The organism is Burkholderia sp. AU18528 (assembly GCF_002223215.2).
Classification (GTDB): Bacteria; Pseudomonadota; Gammaproteobacteria; order Burkholderiales; family Burkholderiaceae; genus Burkholderia; species Burkholderia semiarida.
Window position 1 is genome coordinate 386,702 of the sequence record NZ_NKFC02000007.1, and the last position, 17,871, is coordinate 404,572.

General features: G+C 64.0%; 15 protein-coding genes. 9 read left to right on the forward strand and 6 right to left on the reverse strand.

Annotated features, from left to right (window positions below):
* The first annotated feature begins 29 nt into the window (after nucleotides 1-29).
* Entirely contained in the window at nucleotides 30-2,279 is a 2,250-nt protein-coding gene (locus CFB52_RS28495; RefSeq protein ID WP_059644560.1) for a hybrid sensor histidine kinase/response regulator, read from the forward strand.
* Nucleotides 2,280-2,347: 68 nt separating this feature from the next.
* Here CFB52_RS28495 and CFB52_RS28500 read toward each other — a convergent pair whose 3' ends face one another.
* Nucleotides 2,348-2,902 (reverse strand): NADPH-dependent FMN reductase, encoded by a 555-nt coding sequence (locus tag CFB52_RS28500; protein ID WP_059581481.1) that lies wholly within the window; start codon nucleotides 2,900-2,902, stop codon nucleotides 2,348-2,350.
* Between the two features lie 370 nt (nucleotides 2,903-3,272).
* Here CFB52_RS28500 and CFB52_RS28505 point away from each other — a divergent pair, with 370 nt between their 5' ends.
* Nucleotides 3,273-3,872: an RNA polymerase factor sigma-70 gene (locus CFB52_RS28505; protein WP_059581479.1), complete on the forward strand. Its 600-nt coding sequence runs from the start codon at nucleotides 3,273-3,275 to the stop codon at nucleotides 3,870-3,872.
* Nucleotides 3,850-4,065: a zf-HC2 domain-containing protein gene (locus CFB52_RS28510; RefSeq protein WP_089465883.1), complete on the forward strand. Its 216-nt coding sequence runs from the start codon at nucleotides 3,850-3,852 to the stop codon at nucleotides 4,063-4,065. The genes CFB52_RS28505 and CFB52_RS28510 overlap by 23 nt, the downstream gene beginning before the upstream one ends.
* A gap of 148 nt (nucleotides 4,066-4,213) precedes the next feature.
* Here CFB52_RS28510 and arsC read toward each other — a convergent pair whose 3' ends face one another.
* A complete protein-coding gene (arsC, locus tag CFB52_RS28515; RefSeq protein WP_059644600.1) occupies nucleotides 4,214-4,570 on the reverse strand; it encodes an arsenate reductase (glutaredoxin) in 357 nt (118 codons plus the stop codon).
* Between the two features lie 1,119 nt (nucleotides 4,571-5,689).
* Here arsC and parA point away from each other — a divergent pair.
* Nucleotides 5,690-6,352, forward strand: a complete 663-nt coding sequence (gene parA / locus CFB52_RS28525; protein WP_059581476.1) for a ParA family partition ATPase — start codon at nucleotides 5,690-5,692, stop codon at nucleotides 6,350-6,352.
* 23 nt (nucleotides 6,353-6,375) lie between these two features.
* Entirely contained in the window at nucleotides 6,376-7,437 is a 1,062-nt protein-coding gene (locus CFB52_RS28530) for a ParB/RepB/Spo0J family partition protein (RefSeq protein WP_099318097.1), read from the forward strand.
* A 92-nt stretch (nucleotides 7,438-7,529) separates the two neighbouring features.
* Here CFB52_RS28530 and CFB52_RS28535 read toward each other — a convergent pair whose 3' ends face one another.
* On the reverse strand, nucleotides 7,530-8,897 hold the full coding sequence (locus CFB52_RS28535; protein ID WP_099318098.1) for a replication initiation protein: 1,368 nt from the start codon (nucleotides 8,895-8,897) through the stop codon (nucleotides 7,530-7,532).
* Nucleotides 8,898-10,716: 1,819 nt separating this feature from the next.
* On the opposite strand from CFB52_RS28535, the gene CFB52_RS28540 reads away from it, so the two are divergent.
* Nucleotides 10,717-11,898: a DNA-binding protein gene (locus CFB52_RS28540; protein ID WP_059581468.1), complete on the forward strand. Its 1,182-nt coding sequence runs from the start codon at nucleotides 10,717-10,719 to the stop codon at nucleotides 11,896-11,898.
* Nucleotides 11,899-12,034: 136 nt separating this feature from the next.
* Here the strand turns inward: CFB52_RS28540 and CFB52_RS28545 are convergent, their stop codons facing one another.
* The 3 genes from CFB52_RS28545 to CFB52_RS28555 form a co-directional block, all read right to left on the reverse strand.
* Nucleotides 12,035-13,054, reverse strand: coding sequence for a tyrosine-type recombinase/integrase (locus CFB52_RS28545; RefSeq protein WP_099318099.1), 1,020 nt, complete (start codon nucleotides 13,052-13,054; stop codon nucleotides 12,035-12,037).
* 102 nt (nucleotides 13,055-13,156) lie between these two features.
* Nucleotides 13,157-13,534: a DUF2471 family protein gene (locus CFB52_RS28550; RefSeq protein WP_059581462.1), complete on the reverse strand. Its 378-nt coding sequence runs from the start codon at nucleotides 13,532-13,534 to the stop codon at nucleotides 13,157-13,159.
* A gap of 141 nt (nucleotides 13,535-13,675) precedes the next feature.
* Nucleotides 13,676-14,287, reverse strand: a complete 612-nt coding sequence (locus tag CFB52_RS28555; RefSeq protein WP_059581459.1) for a helix-turn-helix domain-containing protein — start codon at nucleotides 14,285-14,287, stop codon at nucleotides 13,676-13,678.
* A gap of 158 nt (nucleotides 14,288-14,445) precedes the next feature.
* On the opposite strand from CFB52_RS28555, the gene CFB52_RS28560 reads away from it, so the two are divergent.
* The 3 genes from CFB52_RS28560 (at nucleotide 14,446) to CFB52_RS28575 (ending at nucleotide 17,840) form a co-directional block, all read left to right on the forward strand.
* Complete coding sequence (locus CFB52_RS28560; RefSeq protein WP_059581457.1) at nucleotides 14,446-15,645, forward strand: glycine C-acetyltransferase; 1,200 nt, start codon at nucleotides 14,446-14,448, stop codon at nucleotides 15,643-15,645.
* Between the two features lie 13 nt (nucleotides 15,646-15,658).
* Entirely contained in the window at nucleotides 15,659-16,687 is a 1,029-nt protein-coding gene (gene tdh / locus CFB52_RS28565; RefSeq protein ID WP_006480187.1) for an L-threonine 3-dehydrogenase, read from the forward strand.
* Nucleotides 16,688-17,234: 547 nt separating this feature from the next.
* Entirely contained in the window at nucleotides 17,235-17,840 is a 606-nt protein-coding gene (locus tag CFB52_RS28575) for a TetR/AcrR family transcriptional regulator (RefSeq protein WP_099318100.1), read from the forward strand.
* The last annotated feature ends 31 nt before the right edge of the window (nucleotides 17,841-17,871 follow it).

Consider the following 17,871-nt stretch of genomic DNA (forward strand, 5'->3'; position numbering starts at 1 on the left):
AGACACCTCCGCTTCACCCGCTTTCCTCGATGACGTCCGAACGGCCTGCCGACTCCCGCGCTCCCGCCCCCGCTCCCGCCGATGACTGGCAGGACGACGGCAGCTACGCGTCCGGCGCGCCCGAGCACGATTTCGCGGTACGCCGCGTGACGCTGATCGTGCTGCTCGTCGCGGCGATCGTGCTGCCGTGCATCTACGTGGCGGTGATGGCGTACAACGACCTGAAGGCGCGCGAGGCCGCGGCGAGCGACGTGACGATGCGCACCGTGCGCGTCGCCGAGGAGCATGCGCTCAAGGTGTTCGACCTGAGCGAAACGCTCGATGCGCGCATCGTCGACCTCGTGCAGGACATGGACGACGCAGCCGTGCGCAGCAGGGAATCCGACATCCACGAAGCGCTGAACACGATCGGCGGCGGCTATCCGCAGGTGGCCGCCGTGTCGATCTTCGGCGCGAGCGGAATGCTGCTCGCCAACAGCCTCTACTATCCGGCGCCGTACGCGTCGATCGCGAACCGCGACGACTTCGCCGGCATCCGCGACGGCAAGGTCATCGAACACATCTCGCGGCTGATGATGGGGCCGCTCAAGCTCGAGAACATTCCCGTATTCAACACGGGCGTCGCGCGACGCCATAGCGACGGTTCGTTCGCCGGCATGGTGTCGATCGCACTGAAGTCGTCGTATTTCAACGCGTTCTACCGCGACCTGCTCGGCGGCGCGAGCACGCCGATGACGATGGCGCTCGCGCGCTCGGACGGCGCGGTGATCGCGTCGTATCCGCCGCCGCCGTCGCTCGCGCACACCGATCGCTCGGTCACGTTCGGCAATGCGCACAACGATCCGCGCGCGGGCGTCGTGCGCGTGCGCCACGACGGTGCGAGCAGCGAGATCGTCGCGTATCGCCAGGTCGGCAGCTACCCGGTCTTCGTGACCTGCGCATACCGCACGTCGGCGATCTGGCATGAATGGTACGAACACCTGAGCGTGCTGTTCATCTCGATGTTCGCGCCGTCGGTCGCGCTGTGGTCCGTGATCTGGCTGTCGCTCAAGCGTCTGAAGGCGGAAGAGGAGGCGTGGGACCGCTGGCAGGCCGAAGCGTCGATGCGGCGCTCGATCGAATCGGCGTACCGGCAGTCGCGCAAGATGCAGGCGCTCGGCAATCTCGTCGGCAGCGTCGCGCACGACTTCAACAACCTGCTGATGATCATCTCCAGCAACGTGCAGATCGCGCGGCGGCGCGGCGTCCAGCATCTCGACAAGGAGCTCGGCGCGATCGAACGCGCGCTGAAGAACGGGCAGTCGCTCACGCGCCAACTGCTCGGCGTCGCGCGCAAGCAGCCGCTGCACAACGAGACGATCGACATCGGGCAATGGCTCGGCACGTGCCGCGAACTGCTGAAGACATCGCTCGGGTCGAAGTCGTCGCTGGTCGTCGCGATCGAGCCGGGCGTCTGGCCGATTCGCGTCGATGTCGCGGAGCTCGAGCTCGCGGTGATCAACCTCGCGGTCAACGCGCGCGATGCGATGACGACCGGCGGACGCTTCACGGTCGGTGCGCGCAACGTCACGCTGCGCCGCGAGGACGGCTTCCCGCTGACGGGCGAGTTCGTGCAGATCTCGCTGGACGACACGGGTTCGGGCATGGCGCCCGACGTGCTCGCCCGCGCATTCGAACCGCTGTTCACGACGAAGGCGCAGGGAATGGGGACGGGGCTCGGCCTGCCGCAGGTATTCGCGTTCTGCGAACGCTCGGGCGGCCTCGCGACGATCGACAGCGCGGTCGGCGCCGGTACGTCGGTGCGTCTGTACCTGCCGCGCGCGCGCGCCGAGGACGTCGTCGCACGGCCGGCGGCCGGCGCGCACGATGCGGGGAACGGCACGCTCGCCGGCCTGCACGTGCTGCTCGTCGAGGACAACGGCGAAGTCGCGGCCGGCACCGAAGCGCTGCTGTCGCTGCTCGGTCATCGCGTGACCTATGCGCCCACCGCCGACGACGCGTTGCGCCTGATCGAGGGCGCCGCGGCGAACGACGCGTTCGACCTCGTGATTTCGGACATCCACATGCCGGGCCGCATGAACGGCATCGACCTGGCCGAAGCGGTCGAGAAGCGGCCGGGGAAGCTGCCCGTGATTCTCGTCACGGGCTATGCGGAGGAGCTCGACCGCACGCGCACCGTCAACGTCCGCGTGCTGTCGAAGCCGTTCGATATCGCGCTGCTCGACGAGATCCTGCTGGGCATCCGCGAAGCGCGCGACGCACGACACGCCGGCGCGTGACCGGCCGCGTGCGGGCCGGCGCCGGCGCGACTGCGTGAACGGGCGCGGCGGCGATCAGGCCAACGACATCACGCCGATTTCAGCAGGCGCACCCAGCCCGCGTAGCGATCGACGAAGCCCTGCAGGAACTTGCGCGTGTCCTCGCTGACGATCTGCCCCTGGTCGTCGATGCGCGCCGGATCGTGCTTGATGAACATCTCGGGCTGACCGAGCGTCTTCACGTCGAGGTACGCGAGCACGTTGCGCAGGTGCTGCTGCGCGAGTGCGGTGCCCGTCGCGCCCGGCGACGTGCCGAGCACCGCGCCCGGCTTGCCCGACCACGAATTGGAACCCCACGGTCGCGAGCCCCAGTCGAGCGCATTCTTCAGCACGCCCGGAATCGACCGGTTGTACTCGGGCGTGACGAACAGCAACGCGTCGGCGGCTTCGATCGACTGCTTGAAGCGCTTCGCGACTTCCGGGAAATTCGCGTCGTAGTCCTGGCTGTACAGCGGCAGTTCGCCGATCTCGACGAACTCGAACGAAAAATCGGCGGGGGCGAGCGAGATCACGGCGTGCGCGAGCGCACGGTTCGTCGAAGCGCTGCGCAGGCTGCCGACGACGACCGCAATTCGATAGGACATGGCATTCTCCTTCCGGTAAGTGAGGAATCGGAGCGATTGCTTCCGAATGGGCGACAAAGGTCTGTTTATAGGCAAGCCAGCCCGCGAGCCGTCCGACGGGGCCGTCCGGCCGACTTTCCACAAGGTTTTCCACAGAAATTGTGGATAACTCGAGCGTTATGTTCCGACGTTACAATTTGCCCGCCGCGCGGCGTCTTCGACATGCGAGACGAGAGGTTCGGCAAGCATAGCGCAGCGCGGCGGCCGGCTTCATGAAATCGCGACCGAACATGGCGTTGCAGGCCGGCACCGCAACCAGTAAGCTGCTCGCACCGCGATGCGCCCGTTCCGTGACGCATGCGCGATCGCTTCGAAACACGACAACCCACACATGCCGTCCGCATACGACGACCCCGCCTATCTCGCACAACTGCGGCATGATCTGCTGCGCTTCGCACGACTCCAGCTTCGCGATGCCGACGCGGCCGAAGACGCCGTGCAGGAGGCGCTGGCCGCCGCGTGGTCGCATGCCGGCGAGTTCGCGGGGCTATCGGCCCACAAGACGTGGGTGTTCGCCATCCTGCGCAACAAGCTGATCGACGTGCTGCGCGCGCGGCAGCGGATGGTGAGCCTGACCGCGCTCGATGCGGAGCTCGACGGCGAATCCGTGCTCGATCGCGAACTGTTCAAGGACAACGGGCACTGGGCCGCGCATGCGAAACCGCGACCGTGGCCGAAACCCGAGACGCTGTTGCAGCAGCAACAGTTCTGGATGCTGTTCCAGGTGTGCCTCGACCATCTGCCGGAGCAGATCGGACGCGTGTTCATGATGCGCGAATTTCTCGACGTCGAGATTCCGGACATCTGCAGCGAATTGACGCTGACGACGAATCATTGCAGCGTGCTGCTGTACCGGGCACGCACGCGCCTGCGAACCTGCCTGAGCGAAAAAGGACTGACGACCGAAGATGCTGCCGGGGAAATGTACTGACGTGACACGACTGCTGTCGGATGCGCTCGACCGGCCTCTGACACTGCACGAGCGCCTGCGGGTGCGTGTGCATCTGCCGACCTGCAGCGGATGCCGCGCCTATCGCGGGCAGATCGCGCTGTTGCGGACCGCCGCGAAAGCGGCGGCGGGGCGGGAGCCGGATGATGATGACGGGCCGGCCGGTGGCGGTTAGGGCGTGTTCACGCCCGAGGCGCCGCGACGTCGGCGTATCGTTCCGGTGACGGCTAGCGGGCGGCCTGGACGTTGCGTCGGCCTGGATGCCGTTGCGCGTGCCGGGCTGGGCCGCATCGATGCAATAAGAAAAATACGCCGGACAAGAATTATTCGAACAACGCCTTCACGGACTCGGGCGGTCGACCGATAGCCGCCTTGCCGCGATACACGACGATGGGGCGCTGCAGCAGGATCGGATGAGCGACGATCGCCGCGTAGGCTTCGGCGTCGGTCAGATCCGCGCGGGCAAGATTCAGCGTCTTGTACGGCTCCTCGCCGTCGCGCAGCATGTCGCGGACCGGCCGGCCGAGCTGCTGATGCAGCGTTTCCAGTTCCTCGACTGTCGGCGGCGTCTTCAGGTACTCGACGACGGTCAACGGCGTGCCGGCAGTATTCAGCGACTCGACCAACGCAAGCGTCTCGCGGGACTTCGAGCATCGGGGGTTGTGGTAGATCGTGATCATCATTCAAGCCTGGGTGGGGGAGCCCTGTATTGTAGCCACTCTGCATTGAGCGGCTTGCTGGCGTGGTTCAGCCGAGACCGGGGTGGCGTTCCTTTCGACAAGTGGCTGAGACGGTTTGGTTTAGCGACGCGCTGTGATGGAAGAGCGTGTCTCCGGTGTTCGAAAACGCTTCAAAGAGCCGTTGTTTATGCGCATAAAGCTAGAACACCTGGTTCGCGGGATCCCGGACTGCGATTAGCCCAGCAATGGTCGCAGAGGCTGTCCGATGGTGGAAGGGGTGCGGGATTGCCCGGCGCGTCGAGTGGTTTATGCGCATAAAGCCCGCGATTTTCGGCCGAGGCGACGCGCGACTCCGGGCGTAGACGTATGCGACACAAGACGGCAAAGGGCGATCGCTGTATCGATAAGACACCCCAGCGCGACATCATCGGCCGCCTGCCTCCGGGCAGGTTTATGCGCATAAGGCCGGCGATTGTCGGGCGAGGCGCGGCGTGACTCAGGCCGTGGGCGATGCCGACACGAGACGGCACCGGGCGATCGCTGCAAACGACAGACCGTCCGGACGCGACATCATGGGTCGCGTGATTCGGGCGAGGTGCCGGCTGCGGCCCTTCATCGCGGGTCATCGTTGCGTCGGGTTTATGCGCATAAACGCTGCGGGGCCGACAGAATGTCACCCTGAGGCATGTCCGTTCACGGAGGCGACTCAGGGTCGCGCATTCGCCTCGAAACTCGCAGATCGCTCAGGTCGCTTGCAGATGCCTGGCACGCTCCTCGCCGAGTTCATCGCTTCGTCCGCTGCGGAGTTTATGCGCACAAACTCCCCGGCTCGCCGACAGCCCTATCCGCCCCGGAAAGGGCAGAGCACGCGATATCCCAGTGACGAATAGGTGCTCGACGATGTAGCACGTGAAGATCCCCCCACCCACGCAGCCCATCGCCGCTCTCCCTCAGCTTCGCCATCTCGAACACCGCCCCAATGAGCCACCCATCTTCACCACTTCGTTTATGCGCATAAACCGATCGTCCGAATGGCCAATGCGTCGTTGTCGACCGACAATTTCATTGAAATTCAAATATCGTCCTGTAGAATTCCAACGACCAAAACAGGAGTGAAAATTGGCCGCGGAAATCATTGCAGTCACTCAACAAAAAGGTGGCGTCGGCAAAAGCACGATTGCCATGCATCTCGGCGCCGCGTTCCATGAAAAAGGGAAGCGCGTCCTCGTCATCGATGCTGACCGTCAAAACACGCTGGTTCACTGGTCGAGCGCATCCGGCGACAGCGAAAACGGCATCCCGTTTCCGGTCGTCAATCTTGCCGAAGCCGACGGCCAGATCCATCGCGAGATCAAGAAGTTCATCAACGATTACGACATCATCGTCGTGGACTGCCCGCCGTCGATCACCGAGAAAGTCTCGGGTGTCGTCCTGCTGGCCGCATCGATTGCCGTGATCCCGACATCGTCGTCGCCGGCCGATTACTGGTCGAGCGTCGGGCTGGTCAAACTGATTCAGCAAGCGCAGGTGATGAACGAAGACCTCCGCGCGGTCTTCCTGCTGAACAAGACCGAAGAGAAACGCATGCTGACCCGCGAGCTCAAGCGTGCACTCGAGGAACTTGGCTTTCCGTTGCTGAAGACGCAGATCCCGACTCGGGAAGCGTACAAGCAGGCGATGGCGCTCGGTCAGACCGTGCTGCAAATGAACGATCGTGGCGGCAAGCTGGCCGCCTCCGAAATTCGCGCATGTGCCGACGAAATCGTCGCCATGCTGCCCTGACTTTATGCGCACAAAGGAGTCACATGAAACCCTCCCAATTTGCCAAAGGATTCCAAGCGCGCCCGGATATCACGACGAGCGAGAAGCGCACGGCGCTCGATCGGCTCAATGCGATCGACGGCATCGTCAAGTCCGAGACGCCGACCCCGGCGTCGACCAAATCCACGAAGAAGGACATCGCACCGCCGCCTGCTCCGGAATTCACGATCGACCCCTCGATCGACGAATCGCAGCAATATCGCGCGTGGCGTCTCGAGAATCGCTATGCCCCGGGGCAGGTGATCGAGTTGCCGTTGAAGGCGATCAAACATAGCCCGTTCAACCCGCGGCACTTCTATCTGAAATCGTCGATTGCCGAACTCGCGGTGAACCTTGCGAAGCAAGGGCAGCAGCAAGCGATCCACGTGATTCCGGATTACGACAACCCGGGCACGTATTTCGTCAGCGATGGTGGCCGCCGCGTGCGGGCGCTGAAGGAAGCGAACAAGGAGTCGGTCAAGGCGATCGTGATCGACGTGCCGATCGGCATCCAGAGCTACAAGCTCGGCTATGACCTCAACGTTCAGCGCGATTCGCAGACGGTGTTCGACAATGCCGTCGTGTGGCGCCGCTTCCTCGACGACAAGCATTTCCAGAGCCAGAAAGAACTCGCCGAGCATCTCGGCCTCGACGAATCGACGGTGGCCGTCGCACTGTCGATCGGCAAATTGCCGGAAGCGATCATGCAGGAAATGGTCGCGCGCCCCGATCGCTTCGGATCGAACATGGCGTATCAGGTCGGCCGCTATCACAACGCGCGCGGCACCGAGGCGACGCTGCGGCTGATCAACAAGATCGTGTCGGACGACCTCAGCACGCGCCAGGTGTCGGACATCGTCAAGGGCCGCGTCGCGGCACAGGAGACGCCGAAGGCCGCGGGCCGTCAGCGCTACGCGCAGCGTCTCGAGATCAAGCTCGGCGGCAAGTCGGTCGGCGATCTGAAATCGTATGGCGAAGACCGCATCGAACTGCGCCTGCGCGGCCTCCCGAAGGACAAGCGCGACGCAATCCTCGAGCAACTCGAGCGGATGCTGTTGTCGGAGTAATGGAAGCGGCCGGCAGAGCCTGACACGGGCGCCGGCCCCGCCCGACCAACGGATGGGACCGGCGGCGGCCCGTCAGCGGGCCTGAGCAGGCCTCAAGCGGCCCGCGACTGGTTCAGCGTGAACGACAGCAGATCGCCGTCCGTCGGCTCGCCCCAGGTCTTCTGGGCCAGCCAGTCGAAAAAGGCCGTCTCGGCCAGCTTGGAATCGAGGCCGCGCTTGCGCCAGTCGTCGCGCAGATGCGAACCCATCGTCGGCAATGCCTCGGACTCGAACGACTCACGCGCCACTTCGCGCTCCGCGTCGCCCTGCTCCTCGTACAGCGCCTTCGCTTCCTTGCGGCGGAACGCCGCGAACTCGCTCAGCAGGCGAGCCTTCAGATCGTCCGGCTGCGCAGCCGCAGCCTTCGCGGACGGCGTGCCGGCAGGCAGCGCGTCGACCGACTCGACCGGCGGCGCATAACCCTTCTTCAGCGCGTCCTTGAACAGCGCCGGCGCGCTGCGCACCGGCGGCAGCGTCGTGCTGCGCATCCGCTGCTCGGTCATCTGCAATGCGGCGCGAATCCGGTTTTCCTCGCTGTCCGCATAGAGTGTTTGTGCTTCCTTCAGCGGGATCCCGAGTTTCACCATCCGGTCGACCAGCGTGCTGTCGAACACGTTCGGGTGTTCGTCGAGCGCGAGCATCGGCTGCTTGCGTTCGGTCACGCGAAACTGGATCTCGGCCACCCGACGCCCTTCGCGGTGCTCGATCAGTTCGACGAAGATGTTGGTGACCGCATTGACTTCCGCGATCGCGGGACGCAGGTAGTCGCGCTTGAAGTACTTGTACTCGCGCTTCGCTTCGTCGCCGGCTTCCGTGTCGGGCGTGCCCGACAGAATCGGCCGCCACCATTCCCACGGCTCGCGCATCGTCAAATGGCTCGGGTTCGTCAGGTAGCGCACGCAGATCTCGTACAGCGCGAGCCCCGCGCTGCTGCGTAGCTGGCTCTGGAACTGCAGGCTCAGGCGCGCATACTGGACCGGGTCGAGCAGCTTCTTCTTGATCTTCGGCGCGAACGAGAATTCGACCCACACGCGGCGGGTGGTCGGATCCTCGAGAATTTCCGCATCGGCAATCAGCGTGGAGATCCCCCACTTGCGGCCCGGCTTCTGGCTCGACGTCCCCGTGCTCCATTCGACCTGCACCGACACCATGCGACGCAGGTGTTCCTTCACCAACGCGGTGTCGTTCGAATCGAAAGCGGAGTTGGCAACGATGTCCGACAGCAGCGCGCGATACGTATCGCCCGAATCGTCGGCCTGCTGCGCGACGGCCAGCAGGACATTGAACAGCTTGCGAGTGAGGAGCGTGATCTTGCCGCTCTTCGGCTGAATGGCGATCGCCTCGACGGCCTTTCGCAATTCGGCTGAACTGGCACTCACCACATCCACATCGGTTTTCTTGGCGCGCTTCGTCGTGGCCATACGTCGGGTCGGAGGAGAAGTTTCCCGGAAGGATAGCGCCTGCGGTGATGTGCGTCCAGAACGACATGCTCACCATAGCCGGTGAAGCGCGCCGGCAAAACGGCACTCACCCGAACCCCTCCCGAAAACGCTCACCGGTCGGCCAGGGCGGCGTTCCGGACTCTTCCAGACGTGCCGCGGCATGCGCCGATTCACAGAATTTCCCCTGTGCGCGACACGTGCGGAATTGGCTCCCGTATCGGCTCACCTTTCGATTTGTCGTAATTTTGCGACTGCGCAGCCGTGAATTCGACACAGGCTTGCGGCTGCACCTCACCGCCCGTCCGCGACTGAAGCACACCGGCCTGTATGCATGTACAGGCACGGCTCGCGAGGAAGCCGATTCGGTTCCGACATAGGGGAAAGCACCGCGGAAACCGGCACGCGCAGCCCGAACGCGTGATTGGCTGGCCCGGGCGCGCATTGTACAGCGCGCAAATCGTATCCGGTCCCGAAAATACTCACCTCGAGCACAGCAGGTCGATTCGTCCGGATACCGATAAATGCCCGACGGACGCGGGACCGAGCGCCAACGACTCCCGAAAACGCTCACCTTACCAATCAAATGCGGCACGGCGGTGGGCACGGAACTGGCTCCCGAAAAACCTCACCGTAACCGGCGCGGTATCAAAAACTCCAATCTCTTCCGATACTTATGCACAGAAGGCATTTGGCTGTGCATCGTCGCGATCTCCCGGAAAGCCTCACCTTTAGGCCGAAATCTTTCATCAGACGACCGTAGGACCGCCCCCGAAAAATCTCACCTGTGCCAAAAAGTGGCACAGCAAAAACGGGATTTCTTCCAGTCCTGGCGGGCTTTTCGGCGAATCCGACCGGTCCCGGCTCCTGAAAAACCTCACCTTTGCCCATTTTTCGAGCAGATCTCTCTCCCGGAAAATCTCACCTGTCAGCCAAGCCGCAGCCTGTGATTCATGCCCCGAAAAAGCTCACCTTGCGCCCAAAGGGGCAGGAAGACCCGGATTTCCCTCCCGAAAAACCTCACCTTTGGGGCATCACAGGCACCGGCGAGCACTTTTGCTGTGCAAAATGGCGTCCGCTTCCCGGAAATCCTCACAGCAAATTCCCGTGAGGTCCCGTGAAATCTCACCTTTCCCCCGATCTGCCCAAAAGATGAGCAGAATCGGGGCGCGAAACAGGTCCCGCAAATTCTCACCTATGTCTGCACAGGCAGAAAACTGTGCGGTCAGGCGCGGCGCGGGTTCCATGGCTGCACGGCCCCGAAAACCCTCACCTTTGGGAAAACTCGTGTTTTACTGTGATCCCGAATCCGCTCACGACCCTTCCTGCAACGGCTCACGCAGCTCCCCGAACCCCATCACGTCAGCTCCCGCAGAAGATCACCTTGGCTCCCGTAAAACTTCACCTTGTCGGCCGGAAAGCCTTGTGCCACAAGGCTGTGCCGTGGCGTTAACGTTTTTAACTAAGGGTTCAAGGGTGTTTACTTCTAATACTCTCAAGACATCGGTTGACGAGTTTTCCACAGATACCCCAACCCCTGAACACCCACGGGCCATCGGATCCGATGTCATGTGAAACAAATGCCAAAATTCGGGGTCCGCTGAAAAACGCTTGCCGAACAAAGACTTGGATGATTTTCTTCGCTTTGTTTCACGGAATCCGAGGCCACCTTCGGGCAAACGCGTTCGCAGCGCTGATTTCGGTGCAAAACGACGTAAATTCACAACGGACCGTCGAAACAAGTATCAATGGATACGTGTTTCGTTATGATTGCAACACTTCATTGCCTGCGAGTGTTGTCATGACCCTGGACGAAATGCGTCAAGTCATTCGGGAAGAACTGGAATCGCTGCGCGCAAGTGGTGCACGGCGTCAGGAATTGTCGCTGCATGCGTGCAAGCGCCTGTTTTTCGATCTCGGCATCCGGCCGTCGGCCGCCAACGTGCGCGATCTCACCCAGACCGGCAGCGCCAGCGACATCCCGAAAGACATCGACCACTTTTGGGAGCGCATCCGTTCCGCCTCCAAGATCAGGCTCGACGGCGCGGCGATCCCGAAGGCCGTCGAGGAAAAGGCCGGCGCATTGCTGGGCGCACTTTATGAAGAGGCGTTGAAAGCGGCGCGCGACAGCCTCGACGGCGACCGCGAGCAGGTTCGCGCCGACGTGGCCGCGGCCGAACAGCGGTTGCGTGACGCAACCGTCCGGCAGGAAACGCTTGAAGAAGCGCTCGCGCGCGGCGAAGCGAGAAACGAACAATTGCAGGCGCGGGTGACCGAACTCGAGGTCCAGCTTGCGTCGCAGACCACGCACGGTTCGGCAAGCGAAGCAACGTTGCTCACCACAGTCGCCCGACTAGAAAAGGAACTGGCCGCGGCTGCCGGCCGCCTCGATGCCGAACAGGCCCAGAATGCCGCGTTGCGCGACCGCATCGATGCGTTGCAAGCCGAATTGCAGCAGCGCACCGAGCACTATGCGCAGCAAATCAAGGATGCGGTGGCCGAAGCCGAACGCCGCGTCAAGCCGATGCTGGTCGAACTGGACGCGTTGCGCAGCATGGCGTCGACCTACCAGAGCGGGTTGCGCGACGTTCAGCGCAAGGAGTTCGATTTCCTGCAGCAATTGAGCTCGGCCAAGGCGCGCGCCGACCGGCTCGAAGAACAGTTGCGTACCCAGAGCGACGAACTGGACCGCGCGATGCGCGACGCGAACGCGTTGCGCGCGAACCGCGGGATGAATCCGGAAATCGCCGCGCTGCTCCGGCGCCTGGCCGATGCCGGACAACTCGATGCGAACGCGTATGCCGCGATCGGCACCTCGCTGGATCACGAGATTCCGGCGCCGGCCCGGTGCCCGCATTGCGACGGCGAGCCGGAACTGTCACATGGCGACGACGGTTTTGAAGTCGCGTGCCCCGAATGCGAGCACGCTTCGGGCCCATGGCCGTCCCGTTTCGAAGCCGCCGCGCGTTTCGCGCAGACTTGACCCGGAAGCTGGCGATACCGCACAGGTGAGAATATCCGGGAGACTTGAGGTGAGGTTTTTCGGGAGCTGTGAAATGGTGAGGCTGCGCCGCGCAAGGCTGCTCACGGATCGTTTTGCGTGAGCAGCCGTTTCCCGATCAGTGAGTTTCGTCACGCTCGGACGCGTCACCGTTGTCGTCGGCCAGCCCGTCGCGCCAGTTTTTCCATGCGCGATGCAGGCGATTCGACGAGATCGGCCGCATGAAGCCCAGCCATTTGCCGACCCGCTCGGGCGGGACGTCGTGCTCGAACAGTTCGGCCGCGTACGTATTGCGCAATGTTTGCGGGCTTGCGCGCGCGGTGCGTGACGACGTGAGCCCGGCCGATTCGACGATCGCGTCGATCGCGCGCAGCATCGTCGCCTTGTGCATCGGCCGCCCGGCATGCGACGCGGGGAACACGAGTTCTCCCGGGATCTCCTGGCGTTTGCGTTCGGTGAGCCAGGCTTCGAGCAATGCGATCGCGAACGAGGCGAGATGGGTTTCGCGCGCGTAATCCGGATGCGCCGACTCGATCCGCAGCGACGTGCCGCTCGTGTTGAGGCAACTAATCGTAAGCGCGCGCGCTTCCCCGGTTTTGATGCCGGCGCCGAGAAACGCGGCAACGAGCGCGCGGTCGCGGCGCTCCTTCCAGTACGCGGCGCCCGATACGCCGATCGGCGAAAACAGATACGCGAGCAACGTCGCGCGTTCCGCCGGTGTGAGGAAGCCGGTCGGTTCGTTGTCGCGGGCCTTGCGCCAGTTCGCTTCGCCATCCTGAGCAATGAAACGGGCGGGATTGGTCGATGCGTATTCGGTGCGGCGGATATGGTCGAGCACACGCTCGATCAGCCTTAAATAGCGCATCCGCTGTGTCTTCTTGATCGGCAACTCGCCGACGAAGTTCGCGATGGTCGGCGTATCGACCGTGGCCAGATTCTTTTGATGCGCACGCATCCACGCGAGAAACGCGCCCCATTGCGCGCGATAGACATCGGCCGACGAGCGGCGATAGTCCTGCATCGCGAGCCACGCGTCGAAAGCGGCTTCGGGAGAGACGACCCAGTCCGATGCGTCGCGGTCGAACAGATCCTTTTCTTCCACACGCGCGGCGGTGTTGGGAGAGGCGGGAAGGGACATGGTGTTAATTCCGTTAGTTGCGTATATCGTAGCCCTTTTCGCAACGTATCGGGCAGCACGCGGGTGAACCGGCCGCCATGCATCGCGGCCGGGGCTCGGCCATCAGTCGCCCCACGCCTTGGACGGGCGGTGAGCGCGCACGGGCCGTGCGGTGTCGTGCGTGGTTGCTGCGGCTTCGTACGCGAGAACGGCGAATGAAAAGACCGCGGGCAGCGCGTTCGAGCGCCCGAAGTCGATTGGATCGTCCGTTTCGGGAAACGTCATGTCGGACGGTCGTTCGAACAGTTGCCGCATGCCGGCGTCGTGCCGGCTCGCAAAGCCGAGATCGGCGAGCGCTTCGGCTTCGATCGCGTGCAGCAGGCGCCACGTCAGCGGCACGCGCTGACGGATGTAGCGCGCGGCGATATGGCGAACGATCAGTTCGAGGTCGTGCGCGGCAGCCTTGAAGCTGAGCGCGGCCAAATCTTGTTCTTCTGTCATTGCAGGCTCCTGTCGACCGGGGCGGGCGCCTCGGTGCGCCGGCTCCGGCCCATGCATGGCGGAATGTCCGTATACTGTACAAACATACAGTGTTTTCCGCAACTGGCCTGCGATCTGCCTTTTGGCCGACTATACGCGCCGTCAGCGATGGATCACGATCAACAAGGCCCGCGCTTCGGTCTTGCCGGCGTTGCGGATCGCATGCGGCTCGTCGGCCGGATAGCGAGCGGTGTCGCCCGCCTTCAGGCGTCGGCTGGCCGCGGCGGCTTCGATTTCCATCGCGCCGTGCAGCACGGTGAGATGCTCGCGCGTGCCCGGTTCGTGCGCGTTCGATACCAGTGCGCCGCCGCCCGGCAGCGTCAGCTCGTACCACTCGAACTTGCCGGCGAGATCGATCGGGCCCCATACGCGCAACTGGTACCGGCCGTCGTGGCCGGCGAGCGTCGGAATGTCGTGCGGGCCGTCCACGCGAATCGTGTCGGGCGCCTTCGGCTGCGAGAACAGTTCATCGAGCGTGATGCCGAGCGCGTTCGTCAGCCGCCACGCGACCGCGATCGTCGGGTTGGCCTTGTCGCGTTCGATCTCGGAGAGCATCGATTTCGATACGCCGGCTGCGCGCGAGAGGTCGTCGAGCGTCAGCTTGCGCTCGTTGCGCAGCCGCTGGATTTGCTCGCCCACGCGCGGCGGGGTCGCGGCCGGCGGTTGCGGGGCGGCGCCGGCAGGCGTGCGCCGCGATCCGGGGGAACTTGCCATTTGAATTCCGTTCGCTTAGAGTTGTTCGATATTTCGAATTCTAGTTCGGAATATCGGATAAATGCGGTCAACCGAACGACCGACTATAACAGTAGCAGGCCGTTGCGCCGCCACGAGCGGTGCGCTGCGGAATGCGAAACCCTGTCAGGAGCTTTGCGATGCGTGATGCCTTTCTCGCCCAGGTGCGCGGGACGCTCGACCAGATCCGCGCGGACGGTTTTTACAAGACCGAGCGCGAGATCGCGAGTCCCCAGGCGGCAGCCGTGCGGCTCGCCGGCGGTGCCGGCGTGCTCAATTTCTGCGCGAACAACTATCTGGGCCTGGCGAACGATCCGCGCCTGGTCGACGCGGCGAAGGCCGGCCTCGACCAGGACGGTTTCGGCATGGCATCGGTGCGCTTCATCTGCGGCACGCAAACCGTGCACAAGCAACTGGAAAGCGCGCTGGCCGCGTTTCTCGGCACCGAGGACAGCATCCTCTATTCGAGCTGCTTCGACGCGAATGGCGGGCTGTTCGAGACGCTGCTCGACGAGAACGACGCGGTGATCAGCGACGAGCTGAACCACGCGAGCATCATCGACGGTATCCGCCTCTGCAAGGCGAAGCGTTTTCGCTACAAGAACAACGATCTTTCCGACCTCGAGGCGAAGCTGAAGGAAGCCGACGCCGCAGGCGCCCGCCACAAGCTGATCGCGACCGACGGCGTGTTCTCGATGGACGGCATCATCGCCGACCTGAAGGGCATCTGCGATCTCGCCGATCGCTACGGCGCGCTCGTGATGGTTGACGATTCGCATGCGGTGGGCTTCATCGGCACGCATGGCCGCGGCACGCCCGAGCACTGCGGCGTCGAAGGCCGCGTCGACATCATCACAGGCACGCTCGGCAAGGCGCTCGGCGGGGCGTCGGGCGGCTATGTCGCCGCGCGTCGCGAGGTGATCGAGCTGCTACGCCAGCGCTCGCGTCCGTATCTGTTCTCGAACACGCTCACGCCGAGCATCGCCGCGGCGTCGCTGAAGGTGCTGGAACTGCTCGGCAGCGACGAAGGCGCGAAGCTGCGCGAGCGCGTGCGCGAGAACGGCGCGCGGTTCCGCAAGCAGATGACCGAAGCCGGCTTCACGCTCGTGCCCGGCGCGCATCCGATCATCCCGGTGATGCTCGGCGACGCGCAGCTCGCGACGAACATGGCCGACAGGCTGCTCGGCGAAGGCGTCTACGTGATCGGCTTCTCGTTCCCCGTCGTGCCGCGCGGCCGTGCGCGCATCCGCACGCAGATGAGCGCCGCGCATACGCCCGAGCAGATCGACCAGACGGTCGCCGCGTTCGTGCGCGTCGGCAAGTCGCTCGGCATCATCTGACGGAGGCGCGACCATGAAAGCACTGGCAAAGCTCGAACGCGGCCCCGGCCTCACGCTCACGCGCGTGAAGCGCCCCGAAGTCGGCCACAACGACGTGCTGATCAAGATCCGCCGCACGGCGATCTGCGGCACCGACATCCATATCTGGAAGTGGGACGACTGGGCGCAGAAGACGATTCCGGTGCCGATGCACGTCGGCCACGAATACGTCGGCGAGATCGTCGAGATGGGGCAGGAAGTGCGCGGCTTCGCGATCGGCGATCGCGTGTCCGGCGAAGGCCACATCACGTGCGGTTTCTGCCGCAACTGTCGCGCCGGGCGCCGGCATCTATGCCGCAACACGGTGGGCGTCGGCGTGAACCGCGAAGGCGCATTCGCCGAATACCTGGCGATTCCGGCGTTCAACGCGTTCAAGATTCCGCCGGAGATCTCCGACGATCTCGCGTCGATCTTCGATCCGTTCGGCAACGCGACGCACACGGCGCTGTCGTTCAACCTGGTCGGCGAAGACGTGCTGATCACCGGCGCGGGGCCGATCGGCATCATGGCCGTCGCGATCGCGAAGCACGTCGGCGCGCGCAACGTCGTCATCACCGACATCAACGACTATCGGCTGGAACTCGCGCGCAAGATGGGCGCGACGCGCGCGGTCAACGTCGCGCGCGAGTCGCTGCGCGACGTGATGGCCGACCTGCACATGACCGAAGGCTTCGACGTCGGTCTCGAGATGTCCGGTGTGCCGAGCGCGTTCACGAGCCTGCTCGAGGCGATGAACCACGGCGGCAAGGTCGCGCTGCTCGGCATCCCGCCCGCGCAGACGGCGATCGACTGGAACCAGGTGATCTTCAAGGGGCTCGAGATCAAGGGCATCTACGGCCGCGAGATGTTCGAGACCTGGTACAAGATGGTCGCGATGCTGCAGAGCGGCCTCGACCTGTCGCCGATCATCACGCATCGCTTCGCGGCCGACGATTACGAGCAAGGCTTCGCCGCGATGCTGTCCGGCGAAAGCGGCAAGGTGATTCTCGACTGGACGGTCTGAGTCGGGTGTCGAGAGACGGGGCGGCGCGGCACGTTTGCCGGCTGCCCCGTTTTCGTTTGCACACACGCACCGTCGCGCCGCGGACGCACGATTGAACGCTTGAGGTGAGATTTTTCGGGAGCCGTGTTCGTGCGCCGAATCATCACACGATCGCGCATAGGTGATGCGCAATAGCAGGCTCGCGTCACCTGTCGGCAACTGCTTCGCTTCTCCCCGCCATAGCATTCGGCGCCCGTTTCTCCTCTTCCACGCGCTTCCCCGCTTCGCCTGGCGTGCGAGGGTTCGCTCGCGACCGTATGCGAGATCGTACCGACCCGGCACGTCCGCCGTGAGCCGCACGCTGCGTTGCGACTCACTGATACGCGGCGTTATCGACATCGATCGGTGCGCCGACCCCTACCTGATCCGTTCACCTTCCCATCCGCACGGCTCGAACGGAAGGCTCACCCCGACGAGCCAGCGCTTCGGGCACGATTCAGCCCTCCCGCCGACAGGGCTTTTTCATCCGGATATTGACAAGGTAGAACGATCGTTCTACCGTAAACCCATGAACCCACTTCTCGACTCCTGCGGCGAACCGGGCGTTCGCGAGCGGCTGCTGGACGCGGCCGAAGCGCTGATCTATTCGGGCGGCATCCACGCAACCGGTGTCGATGCGATCGTCAAGCGATCCGGCGCGGCGCGAAAGAGCTTTTATTCGCATTTCGAATCGAAAGAGGCGCTGGTGGTCGCCGCGCTCGAACGTCGCGACGAGCGCTGGATGCGCTGGTTCGTCGACGCCACGCTGGCGCGGGGCAAGACGCCGCGCGCGCAACTGCTCGGCATGTTCGACGTGCTGCGCGACTGGTTCGGGCAGCCCGACTTTCACGGCTGCGCGTTCCTGAATGCGTCGGGCGAGATACCCGACGCCGAGGATCCCGTGCGCGTCGTCGCCCGTATGCACAAGGCACGCCTGCTGGCGTTCGTGCGCGAGCGCTTCGACGCCTATGCCGACGAAACCGGCATCGAGCGCCGCGGGCTCGCGCGCATCGCGCGTCAGTGGCTCGTGTTGATCGACGGCGCGATTGGCGTGGCGCTCGTCAGTGGCGATGCAAACGCCGCGCGCGATGCGCGCGCGACGGCTGAACTGCTGCTCGATACCGTATCGCGGTAGCCGACGCAGCGAATCCGAACCGGCCGCGTGC

Excerpts from the sequence above, each read along its gene's own strand:
- CFB52_RS28495 (WP_059644560.1), top strand. The coding sequence starts at position 30 with ATGACGTCCGAACGGCCTGCCGACTCCCGCGCTCCCGCCCCCGCTCCC.
- CFB52_RS28500 (WP_059581481.1), bottom strand. The coding sequence starts at position 2,902 with ATGTCCTATCGAATTGCGGTCGTCGTCGGCAGCCTGCGCAGCGCTTCG.
- CFB52_RS28505 (WP_059581479.1), top strand. The coding sequence starts at position 3,273 with ATGCCGTCCGCATACGACGACCCCGCCTATCTCGCACAACTGCGGCAT.
- CFB52_RS28510 (WP_089465883.1), top strand. The coding sequence starts at position 3,850 with ATGCTGCCGGGGAAATGTACTGACGTGACACGACTGCTGTCGGATGCG.
- arsC (WP_059644600.1), bottom strand. The coding sequence starts at position 4,570 with ATGATCACGATCTACCACAACCCCCGATGCTCGAAGTCCCGCGAGACG.
- CFB52_RS28530 (WP_099318097.1), top strand. The coding sequence starts at position 6,376 with ATGAAACCCTCCCAATTTGCCAAAGGATTCCAAGCGCGCCCGGATATC.
- CFB52_RS28535 (WP_099318098.1), bottom strand. The coding sequence starts at position 8,897 with ATGGCCACGACGAAGCGCGCCAAGAAAACCGATGTGGATGTGGTGAGT.
- CFB52_RS28540 (WP_059581468.1), top strand. The coding sequence starts at position 10,717 with ATGACCCTGGACGAAATGCGTCAAGTCATTCGGGAAGAACTGGAATCG.
- CFB52_RS28545 (WP_099318099.1), bottom strand. The coding sequence starts at position 13,054 with ATGTCCCTTCCCGCCTCTCCCAACACCGCCGCGCGTGTGGAAGAAAAG.
- CFB52_RS28550 (WP_059581462.1), bottom strand. The coding sequence starts at position 13,534 with ATGACAGAAGAACAAGATTTGGCCGCGCTCAGCTTCAAGGCTGCCGCG.
- CFB52_RS28555 (WP_059581459.1), bottom strand. The coding sequence starts at position 14,287 with ATGGCAAGTTCCCCCGGATCGCGGCGCACGCCTGCCGGCGCCGCCCCG.
- CFB52_RS28560 (WP_059581457.1), top strand. The coding sequence starts at position 14,446 with ATGCGTGATGCCTTTCTCGCCCAGGTGCGCGGGACGCTCGACCAGATC.
- tdh (WP_006480187.1), top strand. The coding sequence starts at position 15,659 with ATGAAAGCACTGGCAAAGCTCGAACGCGGCCCCGGCCTCACGCTCACG.
- CFB52_RS28575 (WP_099318100.1), top strand. The coding sequence starts at position 17,235 with ATGAACCCACTTCTCGACTCCTGCGGCGAACCGGGCGTTCGCGAGCGG.